Source organism: Halorubrum sp. BV1 (assembly GCF_000746205.1).
Classification (GTDB): Archaea; Halobacteriota; Halobacteria; order Halobacteriales; family Haloferacaceae; genus Halorubrum.
In genome coordinates, this window is the sequence record NZ_JQKV01000001.1 from 654,461 (window position 1) to 670,199 (window position 15,739).

19 protein-coding genes and 1 tRNA gene are annotated in these 15,739 nt (G+C 66.9%); 12 read left to right on the plus strand and 8 right to left on the minus strand.

What is annotated here, in order from left to right; all coding sequences use genetic code 11:
- Positions 1-9: 9 nt before the first annotated feature.
- The 5 genes from EP28_RS03190 to EP28_RS03210 all read left to right on the plus strand — a co-directional run bounded on the left by EP28_RS03190 (position 10) and on the right by EP28_RS03210 (position 3,220).
- Complete coding sequence (locus tag EP28_RS03190) at positions 10-750, plus strand: metal ABC transporter ATP-binding protein (RefSeq protein ID WP_049982551.1); 741 nt, start codon at positions 10-12, stop codon at positions 748-750.
- On the plus strand, positions 750-1,895 hold the full coding sequence (locus tag EP28_RS03195) for a metal ABC transporter permease (RefSeq protein ID WP_080506036.1): 1,146 nt from the start codon (positions 750-752) through the stop codon (positions 1,893-1,895). The genes EP28_RS03190 and EP28_RS03195 overlap by 1 nt, the downstream gene beginning before the upstream one ends.
- A gap of 51 nt (positions 1,896-1,946) precedes the next feature.
- Positions 1,947-2,231, plus strand: coding sequence for a DUF7545 family protein (locus EP28_RS03200; protein WP_049982552.1), 285 nt, complete (start codon positions 1,947-1,949; stop codon positions 2,229-2,231).
- A 66-nt stretch (positions 2,232-2,297) separates the two neighbouring features.
- The gene (locus EP28_RS03205) at positions 2,298-2,732 is read left to right on the plus strand and encodes a thiol-disulfide oxidoreductase DCC family protein (protein WP_049982553.1); all 435 of its coding nucleotides are present in this window, start codon (positions 2,298-2,300) and stop codon (positions 2,730-2,732) included.
- Positions 2,729-3,220 (plus strand): GIY-YIG nuclease family protein, encoded by a 492-nt coding sequence (locus tag EP28_RS03210; RefSeq protein ID WP_049982554.1) that lies wholly within the window; start codon positions 2,729-2,731, stop codon positions 3,218-3,220. Before EP28_RS03205 ends, EP28_RS03210 begins: the two co-directional genes overlap by 4 nt.
- A 22-nt stretch (positions 3,221-3,242) precedes the next feature.
- Here the strand turns inward: EP28_RS03210 and EP28_RS03215 are convergent, their stop codons facing one another.
- The 3 genes from EP28_RS03215 to EP28_RS03225 all read right to left on the minus strand — a co-directional run bounded on the left by EP28_RS03215 (position 3,243) and on the right by EP28_RS03225 (position 5,003).
- Positions 3,243-3,743 carry an acyl-CoA thioesterase gene (locus tag EP28_RS03215; RefSeq protein ID WP_049982555.1) on the minus strand — a complete coding sequence of 167 codons (501 nt, stop codon included), beginning with the start codon at positions 3,741-3,743 and terminating at the stop codon, positions 3,243-3,245.
- Between the two features lie 49 nt (positions 3,744-3,792).
- On the minus strand, positions 3,793-4,245 hold the full coding sequence (locus EP28_RS03220) for a bifunctional nuclease family protein (RefSeq protein ID WP_049982556.1): 453 nt from the start codon (positions 4,243-4,245) through the stop codon (positions 3,793-3,795).
- Between the two features lie 89 nt (positions 4,246-4,334).
- Entirely contained in the window at positions 4,335-5,003 is a 669-nt protein-coding gene (locus tag EP28_RS03225) for an ArsR/SmtB family transcription factor (protein ID WP_049982557.1), read from the minus strand.
- A 120-nt stretch (positions 5,004-5,123) separates the two neighbouring features.
- Here EP28_RS03225 and EP28_RS03230 point away from each other — a divergent pair, with 120 nt between their 5' ends.
- The 3 genes from EP28_RS03230 to purM all read left to right on the plus strand — a co-directional run bounded on the left by EP28_RS03230 (position 5,124) and on the right by purM (position 8,753).
- Complete coding sequence (locus tag EP28_RS03230) at positions 5,124-6,932, plus strand: TraB/GumN family protein (protein ID WP_049982558.1); 1,809 nt, start codon at positions 5,124-5,126, stop codon at positions 6,930-6,932.
- Positions 6,929-7,597: a metalloprotease gene (locus tag EP28_RS03235; protein ID WP_049982559.1), complete on the plus strand. Its 669-nt coding sequence runs from the start codon at positions 6,929-6,931 to the stop codon at positions 7,595-7,597. Before EP28_RS03230 ends, EP28_RS03235 begins: the two co-directional genes overlap by 4 nt.
- Before the next feature lie 136 nt (positions 7,598-7,733).
- Positions 7,734-8,753, plus strand: a complete 1,020-nt coding sequence (gene purM, locus EP28_RS03240) for a phosphoribosylformylglycinamidine cyclo-ligase (RefSeq protein WP_049982560.1) — start codon at positions 7,734-7,736, stop codon at positions 8,751-8,753.
- A 43-nt stretch (positions 8,754-8,796) separates the two neighbouring features.
- Here the strand turns inward: purM and EP28_RS03245 are convergent, their stop codons facing one another.
- Positions 8,797-9,813, minus strand: a complete 1,017-nt coding sequence (locus tag EP28_RS03245; protein ID WP_049982561.1) for a polymer-forming cytoskeletal protein — start codon at positions 9,811-9,813, stop codon at positions 8,797-8,799.
- A 168-nt stretch (positions 9,814-9,981) separates the two neighbouring features.
- Between EP28_RS03245 and EP28_RS03250 the strand changes: the two genes are divergently transcribed.
- From EP28_RS03250 to EP28_RS03260, 3 genes are all read left to right on the plus strand, one after another.
- Positions 9,982-10,173: a DUF5786 family protein gene (locus EP28_RS03250; RefSeq protein WP_049982562.1), complete on the plus strand. Its 192-nt coding sequence runs from the start codon at positions 9,982-9,984 to the stop codon at positions 10,171-10,173.
- Positions 10,174-10,314: 141 nt separating this feature from the next.
- Complete coding sequence (locus tag EP28_RS03255) at positions 10,315-10,512, plus strand: DUF5800 family protein (protein WP_049982563.1); 198 nt, start codon at positions 10,315-10,317, stop codon at positions 10,510-10,512.
- A gap of 72 nt (positions 10,513-10,584) precedes the next feature.
- The gene (locus tag EP28_RS03260; RefSeq protein ID WP_049982564.1) at positions 10,585-11,802 is read left to right on the plus strand and encodes an LEA/WHy family protein; all 1,218 of its coding nucleotides are present in this window, start codon (positions 10,585-10,587) and stop codon (positions 11,800-11,802) included.
- 158 nt (positions 11,803-11,960) lie between these two features.
- On the opposite strand, the gene EP28_RS03265 is transcribed toward EP28_RS03260, so the two are convergent.
- From EP28_RS03265 to EP28_RS03280, 4 genes are all read right to left on the minus strand, one after another.
- A tRNA-Trp gene (locus EP28_RS03265) sits at positions 11,961-12,135 on the minus strand.
- A 117-nt stretch (positions 12,136-12,252) separates the two neighbouring features.
- Positions 12,253-12,477 carry a DUF5795 family protein gene (locus EP28_RS03270; RefSeq protein WP_049982565.1) on the minus strand — a complete coding sequence of 75 codons (225 nt, stop codon included), beginning with the start codon at positions 12,475-12,477 and terminating at the stop codon, positions 12,253-12,255.
- Positions 12,478-12,564: 87 nt separating this feature from the next.
- Complete coding sequence (locus EP28_RS03275; RefSeq protein ID WP_049982566.1) at positions 12,565-13,587, minus strand: DUF5794 domain-containing protein; 1,023 nt, start codon at positions 13,585-13,587, stop codon at positions 12,565-12,567.
- Positions 13,588-13,794: a DUF8099 family protein gene (locus EP28_RS03280; RefSeq protein WP_049982567.1), complete on the minus strand. Its 207-nt coding sequence runs from the start codon at positions 13,792-13,794 to the stop codon at positions 13,588-13,590.
- Between the two features lie 329 nt (positions 13,795-14,123).
- Between EP28_RS03280 and guaB the strand changes: the two genes are divergently transcribed.
- Positions 14,124-15,611, plus strand: coding sequence for an IMP dehydrogenase (guaB, locus tag EP28_RS03285; RefSeq protein ID WP_049982568.1), 1,488 nt, complete (start codon positions 14,124-14,126; stop codon positions 15,609-15,611).
- Positions 15,612-15,739: the final 128 nt, after the last annotated feature.

Sequence of the window (15,739 nt, forward strand, 5' to 3'; positions counted from 1 at the left end):
ACACACGCAGTGACCGCAATCGTCGACCTCGACGGCGTGACGTTCTCCTACGGCGACACCGTCGCCGTGAGAGACGTCTCGCTGACGGTCGATCGGGGAGATTTTCTCGGGCTCGTGGGACCGAACGGCTCCGGAAAGACCACGCTGTTGCACCTGATGTTGGGACTTCATACTCCCGACGAGGGATCGGTCGCGCTGTTCGGCCGCCCGATCGACCAGTTCGACGACGGCGGGCGCATCGGCTACGTCTCACAGAAGGCGACGAGCCGCGGCGGGGCCATGCCCGTCACCGTCCGGGAGTGCGTCACGATGGGGCGGTTCGCACACGCCGGGTTCGGTCGTCTCACCGATGCCGACCGCGCCGCCGTCGACGACGCGATCTCGACCGTCGGAATCGGCGATCTCTCTGACCGACTGCTCACGGAACTGTCCGGGGGACAGAAACAGCGGGCGTACATCGCGCGGGCGCTCGCAAGCGACGCCGATCTCCTCGCGCTCGACGAGCCGACCGTCGGCGTGGACGCGGAGTCGCGCGACGCCTTCTATGCCCTGCTCGCCGACCTCAACGACGACGGGATCACCATCATTCTCATCGAACACGACATCGGCGTCGTCACCGACCGCGCGGACCGTATCGCCTGTATCAACACGGAACTGTACCACCACGGGGACACGGAGTCGTTCGTCGAGAGCGACGCCCTCGCGGAGGCGTACGGCGCGACCGGACAGGTCGTTCACCACCACCACTGATGGCCGACGACACCGCAGGGACCGGCGGCGGAGACGACCCGACCGAGGGCGGTTGGGCCGGCGAGAGCGATGCCACCGGGAGCGACCGACCCGCGACCGGGGACGCGCCCGGCGCGAGCGATGCGCCGCGGATTCGGAGCCGGCGTCGGACCGTCGAGCTCGTCGGGATCGGCTGTACCGCGGCGCTCGCGGCCGTGATGCTCGGATTCGTGTTCCTCTACTGGGCACAGGACCTCCCGCTCGCGAGCGGTCTGTACGCGGCGTTCCGGTCGGCCGGTCGCGGGATGGACGCGACGCTCGGCACGAACGTGTTCCGTCATCCCGTCATGTGGCAGTCGATGGCGACGGGGGTCCTCGTCGGAGTCGTCGCACCGCTCGTCGGCTCGTTCCTCGTCCACCGGGAGATGGCGCTTATCGGCGAGACGCTCGCGCACACGGCGTTCGCGGGCGTCGCGATCGGCATCCTGGTCAACGCGTCGACCGGCTGGGACGGGTCGCTCCTCCTCATCGCGCTCGCCGTCGCCGTCTGCGGCGCGGTCGCGGTCCAGTGGCTTACGGCACACACCGACGCGTACGGCGACGTGCCGATCGCGATCATGCTGAGCGGGAGCTTCGCCGTCGGGACGCTTATCGTGAGCTACGGCCGGGGACTCACCGCGATCAACATCGAGGGGTACCTGTTCGGCAACCTTGCGGTGGTCACCGTCGAGGGAGCGCGGCTCATGAGCGTGCTGTCCGTTCTCGTCGTCGCCGGCGTCGCGTTGACGTACAAACAGCTACTCTTCATCACGTTCGACGAGCAGGCGGCGCGGGTCGCCCAGCTGAACGTCACCGGCTACAACACGCTGCTCGTGGTGTTGACGGCGGTCGTCGTCGTCGGCGCGATGCAGGTGCTCGGCGTCATCCTCGTCGCGGCGATGCTCGTCGTCCCCGTCGCCGCCGCCTCACAGATCGCCCGGAGCTTCCGGGAAACGGTGTACCTCTCCGTGATCGTCGGACAGCTGTCGGTCGTCGGTGGGTTCGCCGTCTCCCTCGGCCTCGGACTCCCCTCCGGCGGATCGATCGTCGTCACGGCGATCGGCATCTACCTCGTGAGCATCGCCGCGTCCGGCTTCTCCGTGACGGCGATCTCCGCACACGGGTGACCGCTCGACCCCTTTCCACAGACCCTTATGTCCACGACGAGAGTGAGGCGTATGGGAGAGACGGAAACCTACACGCTCACCGGTCCCGACGGCAACGAAGAGTCGTTCGAACTGCCCACTGGCCTCGTCGACGTGCTCAGCGAGCAGGGCGAGGAGTCTACGCGGGTCGTAAGCGACGTCGTCGTACAGGCGATGGCCCAACAGGCGCACGTCATCGTCCACCACAGCGAAGGCGAGGTCCCGGAGGACATCGCAGAGATGGAAGAGACCGCGGCGGACTTGTTCGAAGAGCGGTTCGGACAGTCGCTCGAAGACGCGCTCGGCCACTCGCACTAACGCCGTCAGCCAACGTCGATCCGCTCCGACCGGCCGCTTAAGCCGGTTCGGCCCGTACGTTCTCACATGACTACCGACTCGGGCGCGCCGGTGTTGATCTTCGACGGCGACTGTCCGTACTGCTCCGTCGCGGCGCTCGCGCTTCGTCGACTCGACGGGGTCGTCGCGGTGCCGTGGGCGGCCGATCCGGTCGGCCCGTTCCTCGACGCGCAGTTCGGGTCGCGCCCCTTCGCGATGGTGCTCGTCGACCCGACCGAGCGACGGGTGTACGCCGGGCGCTCCGCGGCCGAGGAACTCGCCGACCGCGCGGGAACACCGGGGATCGTCGGCGGGCTCGTCCGCGACAACTACGACCGGATCGCAGACGTGGTCGGCACCCTCTCGGGTCGCGGCCGCGACCCCGACGATTTCCACGACGTCTACTCGCTCACCGACGAGGCGAGCGACCGCGTCGACGACCTCCGGCCGGCCGCGAGCGAGCCGCCGGGGGCGCTGTCGTGAGCGGGGACTCAGAGGGCGGGACGTACACGCTCCTCGTCGAGCTGTCGATTCCGACGACGATCGAGGTCGGCGCGCTCGGCGAGCACCGACTCTCCGCCGGCACGTACGCGTACACCGGGAGCGCACTCGGCGCGGGCGGGTTCGCCCGCGTCGACCGACACCGCCGGACCGCACGCGGGGAGCACGACGTGCGCCACTGGCACGTCGACTACCTGCTCGGACGCGACGAGGCGCGGATCGACCGAGTCGTTCGCAGCGTCGGCGTCGACGCCGAGTGTGCGATCGCAGAGCGACTGCCCGCGGGACCGGTCGACGGGTTCGGTGCCTCAGACTGCGGCTGCGCGAGCCACCTCGCCGCGCTCGGAGACGGTTCCGAGGCGGATACGACCCCCGGATCGCTGGTCCGCAACGCGCACGCGTCGGTCACGCCAGCGCGCGGCGGTCAGGTCGATATCGTCGGCGGAGCGGAGCCAGCGCGTGACGAGTGAGCGGCGATGCGCCGCGCTCGACTCAAAGGTTGTAGCGTTCAGTCACCGCGCGTAGCTGCTCGCGTCGCCCCTCTATCGCGTCGTCGCGCAGCGCCTGCTCTTCTGGCGTCGGCGCGGTCACGTCTGGCACGCGCGTCGGACTCCCGTCGTCACCGAGCGCGACGAAGGTAAAAAACGAGGACGTTGTGGGGCGCTCCTCGCCCTTGAGCGGGTCTTCGGCGTGTACGTCGACTTTCACGTCGAGACTGGTCCGGCCGGTGTTGAACACGTACCCCTCGATTACGGCGACCTCCCCCATCTCGATCGGGCCGATGAAGTCAACGTGGTCCATCGAGGCGGTGACGACCTCTCGGCTCGAAAAGCGCATCCCCGCTATCCCGCCGCAGATGTCCATCCAGTGGAGGACCGCGCCGCCGAGCGCGCGCCCGAGGTTGTTGGTGTCGTTCGGCAACAGTATCTCCGTCATCTCGGTGTACGACTCGGCGAGCGTCGCGGTTCCGGGGTCCGTTCCCGTCTCGTCCATGCGTCGGGTCCGTCTGGCGACGACTTGAATCTCCGGACTTCGCCGCCGGTCAGCGTCCCTCCCGAGAGCCGTCGTCGAAGTGTACGGAGTCGGACGGGCGACCCGCCTCGTCGATCACCGGATCGGAGACGACGATCGGACAGTCGATCCGGACGGCGAGCGCGAGCGCGTCGGACGGGCGGGCGTCGAAGACGAACCGCTCCGGCTCGCCGTCCTCGTATCGCTCGGCGTCGACCTTGGCGTAGAAGGTGCCGTCGCGGAGGTCGTCGATCCGGACGCGGTCGATCGCACCGCCGAACTCGGTGAGGATGTCCACGAGGAGGTCGTGAGTGAGCGGCCGGTCGAAGGGTTCGCCTTCGAGCGCAGTTCCTATCGATTGGGCCTGATCGGCACTGACGAATATCGGGAGATAGTCGCCGCGAACGGAGAGGATGACCGCCGGTACGTCGCCGCCGGGGGCAGACCCCGTCCCGACGCCGACGACCTCGGCTTCGTGTGCCATATCGGATCATCGGGGCGACAACATGAATAGCTGTCCCACGGGGACGCGCGGTCGCGGTCGCCGGGCCGTACGTTCGTCCGCAGTGCGGCTCAGCGGCCCGCGTTCCAGTACCAGTACGCCCACGCGACGGTGAAGACGAGCGCGGCACCGATGAAGAAGACGACACCGGGCTCCAGAAGCGAGACGGCGTAGTCCGCGAGCGGATCGGCGACGTACTCGACTGTCCCGTCGATGCCTGACCCAGTGTCGCTTTCGATCGTGGGACCACCCGCGGTGCCACCGCCGTCGCCGGTCGTCCGAGAGACCCGCACTGTCGGGCCGGCCACGGAGAGAACTCGCTGGGCCGCGAACGCCGCCAGTCCGATGAGCCCGTAACCGCCGAGCAGGCGCATGAGCGCGGCTTTGATTCCGTCCTTCGATTCGCTGCCGCCGGCGAACAGTACGAGGGGCTCGTCGGCGGCGGCGTACACGTCCATCTCGCGGCCCTTCTCCGAGTACGTCGTGTCGATCACGTCGACGAGGTCGGCGTCGTCGAGCCTCCCGAGGTGGTACTGGACGTTCTGGAGCGAGGTGTCGACGGCGGCCGCGAGTTCCGATTTCGTCGCCGGCTCGTCGTGGAGCCGCGTGAGGATCTCGCGGGCGGTCTCGGAGCCGAGCGCGGCGATGAGGTCGTCTACGTCCTCGTCGTCGACGCCCACCACGCGCGGCTCCCGGTCGTCCGGAGTTCGGTCCGGAAGGGAGGGCAACAGCCGGGACATACGCCGATCTCTCCCCCGTGAGAATACAAGCCTGTTGGATCGGTGACCGGACGGCCGCGCCGACAGTCACGCACCACCGACTCACAAACCCTAAACGCGGTGACGGAGTAAGGCGTGGCAATGACAGAGACGCCAGGGGACGACGAGGACCGGTCCGCGTCCCCGATGGCGAACGCCCCCGCGACGGACGCGTCGCCGAATTCGCCGTCCGATCCGGCGGCAGACCCGTCTCCGGGGACGACTCCGGACTCGTCCGGGGAGTCTGCGGGGTCCGTGACGGTCGTCGGGACCGCGCACATCTCCGAGCACTCCGTCGACGAGGTCGAAGAGACGATAGAGCAGGAGCGCCCCGACGTCGTCGCCGTCGAACTCGACGAGGGGCGATACCGCCAGATGCAGGGCGAGACGCCCGACGATCTGAACGCCGGCGACCTGCTGAAGGGCAACACCGTCTTTCAGTTTCTCGCGTACTGGATGCTCTCGTACGTGCAGACGCAGCTCGGCGACCGCTTCGACATCGAGCCGGGAGCCGACATGCGCGCGGCGATCGAGATCGCGGAGGGGCTCGGCATCGACGTCGCGCTCGTCGACCGCGACATCCAGACGACGATCCAGCGGTTCTGGGCGCGGATGTCGGTCACGGAGAAGCTCCGGATGGTCGGCGGACTGGCGTTTGGCGTCACCGATCCCCGGATCGTGGGGGTCGTCGTTGGGTTGTTCGTCGGGATCGTCGCCGGACCCGTTATCGGGCTGTTCAGCGGGGCACTCGGAATCTCCGACGCGCTGTTGACGAGTGTCACCGGCGGCGTGCTCACCGCCGTCGCGGTCGGCGTCGTCGTCGATCAGGTCGGGAAGATCGAACTCTCACCCGACGGGCGGCTCTACGCGGCGAGCGCGCTCGGGGTCGCGTCCGGTCTCGCGGTCGCCGCGTTCGGGCTCGCGGACGCGTTCGTCGCGGGGTACCTCGGCGGGTTCACCGTGACCGCGATCGGGAGTCTCGGTCTCGGCGTCTCGCTCGGGCTCACGCTCGGCGTCGTGGTGGCGGGAGTGCTCGGACTGCGGGGCGGTGGACACGACCCGGAACGCGGCGGGATCGAGGGGCTCGACGTCGAGGACCTCACCGACGCCGACGTGGTGACCATGATGATGGAGGAGTTCCGCCAGTTCTCGCCGGGCGGGGCGGAAGCGCTCATCGACGAGCGCGACGCGTTCATCGCCCACCGGCTCGTCGCGCTCCGCGACGCCGGCCGCGACGTCGTCGCGGTCGTCGGTGCCGGCCACCGCGCGGGGATCGAAGCGTACCTCGCAGATCCGTCTTCGCTCCCGCCGATGGAAGACCTCGTCGGACGCGAGGGCGGCCGCGGATTCCCCTGGAAGAAGCTGATCGGGTACGCGATCACGGTCGGGTTCGTGGCCTTCTTCGTCCTGCTCGCGCTCGCCGGCGTCGAGAACGCCTTCCTCTTCCGGGTGTTCGGCGCGTGGTTCCTGATAAACGGCGTCTTCGCGTTCGCGTTCGCTAAGATCGCGGGCGCGCGCTGGCTGTCCGCCGGCGTCGGCGGGGCTGTCGCCTGGATGACCTCCATCAACCCGATGCTCGCACCGGGATGGTTCACCGGCTACGTCGAACTCCGGTCGCTAACGGTGAACGTCGGCGACATCGGGACGCTCAACGATCTGCTCTCCGACGAGACGCTCTCGCCGAGCGACCTCGTTTCGGCGATGCTCGACGTCCCACTGTTCCGGCTCATCGTCGTCGTCGCGATGACGAACGTCGGCAGCATCGTCGCGAGCTTCCTCTTCGCCGTGTACGTCATTCCCGCGATGTTCGGCGCGGAAGTCGGCGGCGTCGACGAGGTGAGCCGGCTGATGATCGACGGGGCGAGACGCGGTGCCGAACTGATCGGGAACGCGGTCGCGGGGGGGCGATGAGCACGACGCCGCAGGGCCGTCGGATCGCCGGGCTGTACTTCAGCGGAACCGAGCTTCGCGACCTGCTCGTGGCGTGGCTCGCGCTCGGCGTCGCGTTCATGTTCTTCTTCGTCGGCGGATCGGCGGGGATCGGTCGGATCGTGGCGGCCGGAGTGATCCCACCGCTCGCGGTCGCGCTCTCGACCGCGGGGATCGCCTTCCTCCTCCACGAGCTCGCACACAAGGTCGTCGCGGTTCGCTACGACCAAGTAGCCGAGTTCCGCGCCGACACGAGCATGCTGTTTCTCGCCGTGATGAGCTCGCTCTTGGGGTTCATTTTCGCCGCGCCCGGTGCGGTCCACCACCGGGGACGGCTGACGCCCCGAGAGCACGGTCACATCGCGCTCGCGGGGCCGGTCGTGAATCTCGTTCTGGCGGTCGTCTTCCTTCCGGTGATGGTCGCCGGAGGTCTCGTCGGGAGTCCGATCCTCTCGCTCGTCGGCGCGCGCGGGGTGGCGATCAACGTCTTTCTCGCCGCGTTCAACCTGATCCCCTACGGCCCGCTTGACGGGAAGACCGTCATGGGGTGGAGCACGCCGGTGTGGGCCGTCGCGTTCGTCCCCTCAGTGCTTCTCGCCGTCGGCCTCGTGGTCGTCGGCGGTCTCGGATTCGGCGGACCGTTCTGAATCCTCCGATCTCGGTTCCACTCCGGCCGGGTTCGACCCGCGTGTCGTGAGTGGCGTCCGCGTCGTGAGCGGAGGCGTCCGCGGTCGCTCCATCGGGAACGGTGCGTTTTTGCTCCGCGGGCGTCCCTCGACACACATGACAGAGGGCGAGGGCGACGATCCGGACGACACCGCAGCCGACGAACTCACCTACGCCGACGCCGGCGTCGACATCGACGCGAGCGAGGCCGCAACCGCGGCGCTCATTGGCGCGGTCGGCGGCGACGTGGAAGGCGAAGGGACGGACAGCGACTACGCCGGACTGATCGACATCGGCGATCGCTACCTCGCGCTCGCGACCGACGGCGTCGGGACGAAGCTGCTCGTCGCGGAGGCGCTCGGCGACTACTCGACGATCGGGATCGACTGCGTCGCGATGAACGTCAACGACCTCGTCGCCGCCGGCGTTCGACCGGTCGCCTTCGTCGACTACCTCGCCGTCGAAGCCCCGGACGAGCGCTTCTCCGAACAGGTCGGCGAGGGGCTCTCTCGCGGCGCAGAGCTGGCTGACATGGCGCTCGTCGGCGGCGAGACCGCGGTGATGCCGGACGTGATCAAGGGGCTCGATCTGGCGGGGACCTGTGCCGGACTCGCGCCGAAAGACGGCGTGTTCGACGGCTCTGCGCAACCGGGTGACGCGCTCGTCGGCTGGCGCTCCTCGGGGATCCACTCGAACGGGCTCACACTCGCTCGCGAGGCGACGACGCGCGAGCACGCCTACGACGACCCCTGTCCGTTCGACGGATACGAGACGCTCGGGGAGGCGCTTCTCGAACCAACTCGGATCTACGCCGACCTGCTCGATCCCCTGCGCGAGCACGATGTGCGCGGCGCAGCCCACATCACCGGCGGCGGCTGGACGAACCTCGAACGGCTCGGTGACAATCGATACGTCGTTGACGATCCGTTCGACTCACAGCCAGTCTTCGAGTTCGTGCAGTCGGAAGGGAACGTCTCGGACGAGGAGATGCACCGCACGTTCAACATGGGAACCGGCTTCGTCGCCGCCGTCGATGCGGCCGACGCCGACGCGCTCGCGGAGGCGACCGACGGGCGCGTGATCGGTCGCGTCGACGACGGCGACGCGAGCGTGTCGATCCGCGGACTGACGCTGTAGGCAGCCGCCGGTCACCTCGCTCGCTTTCGCCCGTCACCCACCGCTACGTCGCTTCCGCGTCGGCGTCCGCCGTCGACGCATCCGCCTCACGGGCGTCGCCGCTGTCGTCGCCGCTGTTCTCGCCGTCGCTGTCATCTCTGGACTCACCGTCGTCGTCCGTCCCCGCGTCGTCCGTCTCTGCGGCGTCGCTCTCGTCCGACGGGCCGTCCGGCCCGTCCCGGTCGATATCCTGTACGAGCTTCATCTCGCCGCGAGCGCGGAGCGTGCCGTCTATCTCGGCGTTCTCGTGTACGACGAGGTCGCCGGCTGAGACGTCGCCGAGCACACGCGCGCCGGCTTCGACAGTGACCGTTCCGCCGCGGGTGGTGACGTCGCCGTGGATGACTGTGCCCGCTCCGACCCCGATGTCGTCGCGGGCGCGCAGGGAGCCGAATACCTCGTTGCCCTCGCCGACGCGGATCGACTCGGCACGGATGTTTCCGTGGAGTCGGCAGTCGTCGCCGACGGTCGCCGGGGTGGAGACGCGCCACGCGTCGTCCGATATCTCGGCACCGCGCGGGATTAAGAGCGGGTCGCGAACGTCGTCGCCGTCGGCGAGCGCCGTCGCCAGCTCGTCCGCCGCGTCGGTCTCGCCGATCCGCAGGAGCTGTGAGAGGACGATAAAATAAAAGACGAGGGTAGGAACGGGGTTCCGGATGACGATCCACCCGTTCGCTTCGAACCCCTCCTCGATCGTCACGTCGTCGCCGATATCGAGGTCGCCGGAAACCATCAGCTGGCCGCTGACGGTCACTCGCTCGCCGATGTAGGCGTCCTCGCCGACGAGCACGTTGCCGTCGACGGAACACCAAGTGTCGAGTCGGCAGTCGCCTTCGGCCTCGATGTCACTCCCGACGCTCACGCGCTCGCCGATAGCGACGTTGCGACCGCGGAGACCGAACTCCACCGTCGACTGGCTCCCGACGAGCACGTCACCGTCGGTGACGAGGTCGTGTTCCTCGACGGTCGTCTCCGACGGGACCGTGAGTTCGTCTACCGGACCGCCTCCTCGCAGCGACACACCGAGAGAACTCCCCCCGCCCGTATAAACCGTGGGGGCCGTCAGACGCCAGTCAGACGCCCTGATACCGCAGCGAGAGCGGCGATCGCGAGTCACGCGTGCGTGATGTTCACTCTCGAAGCCGCTCGGGGTCACTATCCTTTTTACGCTCGCAGCGGAGCGTTCGGTATGGGATTCGGATCGTACGACGAAAGCGAACAGAAAGATCAGGACGTAGATACCGACGACGACAGCGCCGTGAACGTCCACGAGAACGACCACGACGGCGAGGTCTCAATCGAGGGCGGCGCGTCGACCGACGACCTCGTCGGCCGACTCTCGGAAATGAAAGACGACGCGGACGACGCAGACGACGAGTAGTTCCTCGGACTGCTCTACCGCCCACGGAATCGGCCCGTGCCGTTTCGATTTCGGTTTGCATTTCGATTTCGATTTCGAACTGACCGACGTGCCGGCCGCCGTGTCAGTTCGCTTTTATTCCGTCGAGGAGTACGACACGCCATGAGCACCGATCTGACGTTTAGGAGAGACGGCGTCGACGTCGTCTACGAGGGGACCGAGTTCGAACTGGAAAAAGACCTCATAGAGGAAGCGACCGGGAAGGGGTACCGCGACGTCACCGACCACGAGGTCTTACAGATCGTTGCCGAAAGCCCCGAACTCGACGGCGAACCCGTTCGAATCGGCGACGTGTTGTAGCCTCCTGTGACCGCTGTGACAACAGACGCTCTACAGCGGTACGACTTTATCACTCGACCCTTTCGGACCGGTATGAATCCGCGGAAGGTACTCTCCGCGCTCGGCGGGTCGAAGATCAGACTCGTGTTTCTCGCTGTCCTCGTCTTCGGCGGAGCCGTCGGCGGGGGGTTCGCACTCGGCCTGTTCGGCGTCCCGAGCGTCGCGGCCGTCGATAACTCCTTCGGCGAGGTGACGAACGAGACCAGCGAGATCGAGACGACCCTGACGGTGTCGAACCCGAATCCCGTGGGGATCAGCCTCGACAGCCTCGCGGTCGACTACACCGTCTCGATGAACGACATCGAGATGGCACGGGGCGGTCGCGAGGGAGTCCGGGTGGGAACCGGCAACTCGACGATGGCGTTCAACACCACCCTCCAGAACGACGACATCCCGGCGTGGTGGGTCGCTCACGTTCGCGACGGCGAACGGACGACGGTTCGGATCGACGCGACCGCGACATCCGGGATCCTCGGCCGTGGCGTGGACTTCTCACAGACCAGAGAGATAAAGACCGACCTCCTCGGCGCGTTCAATTCCGAGGAGACGCGGCCGGTAAACGCCGACAGCGCGCTCGTCGACGATCCCGTGTTATACGTCAACGAGACGCGAGCTGAGTGGGGCGCAGTGAGCGAGTCGGAGACGCCGATCGACATGGCGTTCACCGTCTACAACCCGAACCTCGAGCCGTACGCGATCACGGAGGTCGGCTACACCGTCACGATGAACGACGTTGAGATGGCGACGGGCCAGACTGAAGAGGGATACGTCATCCCCTCGCGTCAAACCGAGACGATCGAATTCACGACCGGGTTGCGGAACGAACGGCTCGACGAGTGGTGGGTCACCCATCTCGACGAGGAGGTCAACGGCCACCAAGTGAGCGATCTCCGGATCGAGTTTTACGCCGTGATCGAACTCCCGTCCGGCGACGAGATCACGGTGCCCCTCGACGAACTCACCTACGAGGAGACGGTCGAGACAGACATCTTCGGCGAAGGCGACGACGTGCGCGATCGCGAAGAGAGCGATGACGACGACACAGACGGCGGGTCAGACGACGAAACTACGGACGGCGGTAACACCGACGGCGGATCAGACGACGGAGCTAGCAGTGAGGACTCGACGAACGAGACGGACGGGACGGACGGAAGCGACAGCGTGATCGACGACTGGAACACGACTGACGACGAAAACGCGACCGACGACGGAAATCAATCTGACGGCGGTAGCGACGTGCTACCGCTCTGATGGGGCGGAGATGCCGTCGTTCCGTAGTCTGATAGAAGTCTGCGAGTGAGACGGATCGTTGTGCGTGGTTCCGTCGGTATTCGGTAATGTAGCACCCGCAGAACTCGCAGATTTTCGGCTCTACGTTTACCTGAAGTTCACAAAGTTTAAGTCTGAGATGGGGCCGGAGGGATTTGAACCCCCGATCGACTGATATCTCCGGTGCGCCTCGGAACTCCAGAGGGTCGTCAACACGACCGATGATCAGTCGGCCGCTCGGTATATCAGTCTGGAGTGTCGTCCCGGGCGCGAGCCTCTGGAGTCAGTCGCCATGCCTGGCTTGGCCACAGCCCCGTGTGTGATCTCGCATCAGTCAGTTGCCGAAACGCGGATAAAGGGGTTTCGATCGCAAGTGATCGGGAGACGAAGGAGCGACGATCGAACGTGACGGCCGGGAGAGCGCCGAACCGCTCACTCGCGGTCGTCGTCGCTCCAGTCACACTCCTGGCATTTGTACCCGGTGACGAACTCGGTCACGCTCGGCATGTAGCCGACGGCGATGACGTCGCCGCCGCACTCCGGGCAGTCGCGATCGGCGTCGGTGATGGATTCGGCCTCCAGCACCGACTCGCCTTCGACCAGTTCCGCGAGTTTCTCTGGCGTCACCATCCGTCCCTGCACGACGCGGTTTGACATACCCGGCGTACACGGCGGAGCACCTAAACACCGGCGACACGCGCAGACCGCGCCGCCGAGTGGTAGTTTTCGGCTTCGGTCTCCCGACTACAGCCAGGGTGCCCGCGAGTCGTCCTCCGCGAACGGGTCCGTCCCGTCCGACTCCTCTCCGGCACCCGAGGGTTCACCGCCGTTCGCGAGCACCGACACGTCGTCGTCGACGATGTGGCCGGGGTCGACCGGTGGTGCGTCGAGAGGCGGATCCGTCGGATCCAACTCGCCGCCGTCCTGGATATCTGGGGACTCGTCGTCGGACGCAGCGGCGTCGGTCGACGCGCCATCCGAGGGAGCGTCGCGCGGCTGGTCGGAGTCGACGCCGGCGTTCACGGCCGGGCCGGCGTTCGGGTCGTACGCGAACAGGGTGGTCACGGCGAGCACCGCGAGCGCGACTGGTGCCTCAGTCTGCATGAGATCGAACGGCCCGAGCAGGATCGGCAACGCGAGCACGCCGAGCGCGACCGCGGAACCGAACCGGAACCGATCGATGTCGACGCGGCCGCGGAGGTGCGGCGACAACACCGCGATCGCCAGCGCGAACGCCACGCCGACGCCCGCCGCGGCGGCCCCGTTGACCACGTACTCCGGCGACGTTTCGATAGCGAACCCGGCGGGCTCGAAGCTCGCGACGAGCCCGAGAGCGATGATGACGCCGGGGCTCGGGAGGTGTTCGCCGATCTCGGAGCTGGCCGTCTTGGCGGCGATCGTGAGGATCACCAGCCCGGCGAACCGCTCGAAGACGGGGAGGTTCAGGAACCCCCGAAACGTCGGCGCGAACGCCGCCTCGATCGCGGCGAGCGGGACTATAACCGCGCCGATCAGGAGTACCGACGAGACCATCTGCTTGCGGTCGCCGTCCATCTCGGCGAGGATCACGGCCGCGGTCGCCGACCCGCCGAAGATCAGGATCCCGGTCTCGACGACGCCGGTCGCCGTCCCCATGACGCCGGCGACGACGAGGGCGGGAAAGATCCCGTCGACGAGCGGGAGCACCATTACGGTCGCGAGCAGCTTCGTCGCGCTGCCGACCTGCCGCTCTAAGCGAAGGGCGACGGGGTGACGTGAGACGCTCATTCAGGGGCGATATCCCTGACCGAGTGGGAGACGGTAGGAGGCGGACGACCCGCGATAGCCGAGGGCCCGGCGAACGGAGTCGAATCCGCAGGCGGCCCGACGAGCCCCTGTAAACCGTTTGCGCGTATTGCCGGCTGTAAAGGCGGTGCCGAGGTCACGGATCGGCTGGCCGGCGATGCGCATGGTCACGGGACTGTCGGAGTCCATACCAACTATACGTGTTTCGGTTGCGTTAAAGGTTGTGTGAGATTTGGCCGCACACCGGTGTAGATCTGTCGGCGATATTTATACACCACACGTAGATACGACTGAAATCCACAACATACAACGGCGATTTTACATCGAAGGAGCGACACACCGACGGATGGCTGATTCGTCTGCCGCCGGGAGTAGCGGCCGCACGACCGAAACGCGCCGAACGGACTCCTGTGTCTTATTGATCCACGATCGAGGATCGTTTGTGGTTGTGGATGACAACGACGTGCACGTCTGTGCTGACTCGCAACGCTTTTTATCGGGGGGTCACGACGGTTTATATGGCGACAGATTCTGGTCAGTTCTCCGCGAAGCTGGACGTTCCAGAGGCGTTGACGTTCGACGACGTGCTCCTCCGTCCGAAAGAGAGCCGAGTCGAGCCCGACGACGCCGACCTCTCTTCGTACGTCTCGAAGAACGTCGAACTCACCGTTCCGGTCCTCTCGGCGGCGATGGACACCGTCACCGAGAGCGACCTCGCGATCGCGATGGCCCGCGAGGGTGGTCTCGGGGTCCTCCACCGAAACATGACCGTCGAAGAGACGGCGACGGAAGTCGAACGCGTCAAGCGCGCGCACGAGCTCGTCATCCGCCGCGAGAACGTCGTGACCGTCTCACCGGACGACACGGTTCGCGACGCCGACACGCTGATGGAACGAGAAGGCGTCTCCGGCGCGCCCGTCGTCGACGACGACGATACCGTCCTCGGGATCATCTCCGGGACCGACATCCGGCCGTACCTCGAAGTCGGCGAGGACGACGCCGTAAGCGAGGCCATGACCGACGAAGTGATCACCGCGCCGGAAGACGTCGACGCCCGCGAGGCGCTCGAACTAATGTACGACCACAAGATCGAGCGGGTCCCGATCGTCGACGACGACGACGGCCTCGTCGGACTCGTCACGATGCAGGGCATCTTACAGCGACGCGAGCACGAGGAGGCGGCACGCGACGAACGAGGCCGTCTGATCGCCGGCGTCGCCGTCGGTCCGTTCGAGGAGGAGCGCGCGGTCGCGGCCGACGAGGCGGACGTCGACGTGATATTCATCGATTGTGCCCACGCCCACAACCTCAACGTGCTCGACTCGGCGCGGGCGATCAAAGAGACGGTCGACGCCGACGTCGTCGTCGGCAACGTCGGAACGCGCGAGGCCGCCGAGGCCGCCGTCGACTTCGCAGACGGACTGAAAGTCGGTATCGGCCCCGGCTCGATCTGTACGACTCGCGTGGTGAGCGGTGCGGGGATGCCGCAGATGACCGCGGTCTCCGAGGTCGCAGACGTGGCGGCCGAACACGACGTCCCCGTGATCGCCGACGGGGGGATTCGCTACTCCGGTGACGCGATCAAGGCGCTCGCCGCCGGAGCAAACGCGGTCATGCTCGGGTCGTACTTCGCCGGTACCGACGAGGCACCGGGGCGCGTCATCACGATGCAGGGGAAAAAGTACAAACAGTATCGCGGGATGGGCTCCGTCGGCGCGATGAAATCCGGCGGCGGCGACCGGTACCTGAAAGAGGAGAGCGAAGACGAGGAGTTCGTCCCGGAGGGCGTCGAGGCCGCGACGCCGTACAAGGGAAGCCTCGCCTCCGAACTCCACCAGCTCACGGGGGGAATGCGGTCCGGAATGGGATACGTGGGCGCAGAGACGATTCCCGGACTCCACGAGCGCGCCGAGTTCGTCCGCGTTTCGAGCGCCGGTCAGACGGAAGGCCATCCGCACGACGTGATGATCACCGACGAAGCCCCGAACTACAGCCCGAACGAGTGACGTGAGCGGGAGTCGGCCCCCTCGACCGCCGAGAGACGAAAGCGGCGACGCGGGCCAGAAAAGGTATTTTAATATAGGCCGCGCAGAGACCAATCGTGTGAGCGAACACCTCGTCGCTCCGGTCATTC